We start from the raw sequence: 1,525 nt of genomic DNA, 5'->3' as shown, positions 1-1,525 counted from the left end.
ACAGGGGGATCCGGTGATCCTATGCTGCCTAGAAAAGCATCGGCGCGAGGTTCCAGCCGCCCGTACCCCAAACCGACACAGGTGATCAGGTAGAGAATACTAAGGCGATCGAGAGAATTATGGTTAAGGAACTCGGCAAAATGCCCCCGTAACTTCGGGAGAAGGGGGGCCCCAACCTTGATGGACACTTGCTGTCCGGAGGGGATCGGGGCCGCAGAGACCAGGGGGAAGCGACTGTTTACTAAAAACACAGGTCCGTGCGAAGTCGCAAGACGATGTATACGGACTGACTCCTGCCCGGTGCTGGAAGGTTAAGAGGACCGGTTAGCCCTTACGGGCGAAGCTGGGAATTTAAGCCCCAGTAAACGGCGGTGGTAACTATAACCATCCTAAGGTAGCGAAATTCCTTGTCGGGTAAGTTCCGACCTGCACGAATGGAGTAACGACTTCCCCGCTGTCTCAACCATAAACTCGGCGAAATTGCAGTACGAGTAAAGATGCTCGTTACGCGCAGCAGGACGGAAAGACCCCGAGACCTTTACTATAGTTTGGTATTGGTGTTCGGTGTGGCTTGTGTAGGATAGGTGGGAGACTGTGAGACCCGGACGCCAGTTCGGGTGGAGTCATCGTTGAAATACCACTCTGGTCATACTGGATATCTAACTTCGGCCCGTAATCCGGGTCAGGGACAGTGCCTGATGGGTAGTTTAACTGGGGCGGTTGCCTCCTAAAGAGTAACGGAGGCGCCCAAAGGTTCCCTCAGCCTGGTTGGCAATCAGGTGTCGAGTGTAAGTGCACAAGGGAGCTTGACTGTGAGAGAGACATCTCGAGCAGGGACGAAAGTCGGGACTAGTGATCCGGCGGTACATTGTGGAATGGCCGTCGCTCAACGGATAAAAGGTACCTCGGGGATAACAGGCTGATCTTGCCCAAGAGTCCATATCGACGGCATGGTTTGGCACCTCGATGTCGGCTCGTCGCATCCTGGGGCTGGAGTAGGTCCCAAGGGTTGGGCTGTTCGCCCATTAAAGCGGTACGCGAGCTGGGTTTAGAACGTCGTGAGACAGTTCGGTCCCTATCCGCTGCGCGCGCAGGAAATTTGAGAAGGGCTGTCCTTAGTACGAGAGGACCGGGACGGACGAACCTCTGGTGTGTCAGTTGTACTGCCAAGTGCACCGCTGATTAGCTACGTTCGGATGGGATAACCGCTGAAAGCATCTAAGCGGGAAGCCCGCTTCGAGATGAGATTTCCATACACCTTGTGTGTGAGAGGCCCCCAGCCAGACCACTGGGTTGATAGGCCGGATGTGGAAGCGGGGACTAAAGACCCGTGAAGCTGACCGGTACTAATAGGCCGATAACTTACACCACACCAGCACCTGGACGGACACGACTTCAAACGGTCCGTCAAAGTATAAAGGGTGTTGTAGATCATGCTGCTTGCGTCCACTATGTGGTTCCCGGACAACAACCGTTGGTTGTTGCACCAGGAACGAACACCGAATCACGCCTCCTTGTCCGGGGG

1 rRNA gene is annotated in these 1,525 nt (G+C 55.0%); it reads left to right on the top strand.

The features are described 5' to 3' along the window. Positions 1-1,371 (top strand): 23S ribosomal RNA (locus NNX35_RS15980); the annotation flags it as partial. Between the last annotated feature and the right edge of the window lie 154 nt (positions 1,372-1,525).

The sequence above is a fragment of the Arthrobacter sp. zg-Y844 genome, assembly GCF_024385465.1.
GTDB lineage: Bacteria > Actinomycetota > Actinomycetes > Actinomycetales > Micrococcaceae > Arthrobacter_B.
The sequence above is the reverse complement of the archived record's forward strand: the minus strand, read 5'-3'. Positions and strand labels throughout refer to the sequence as shown.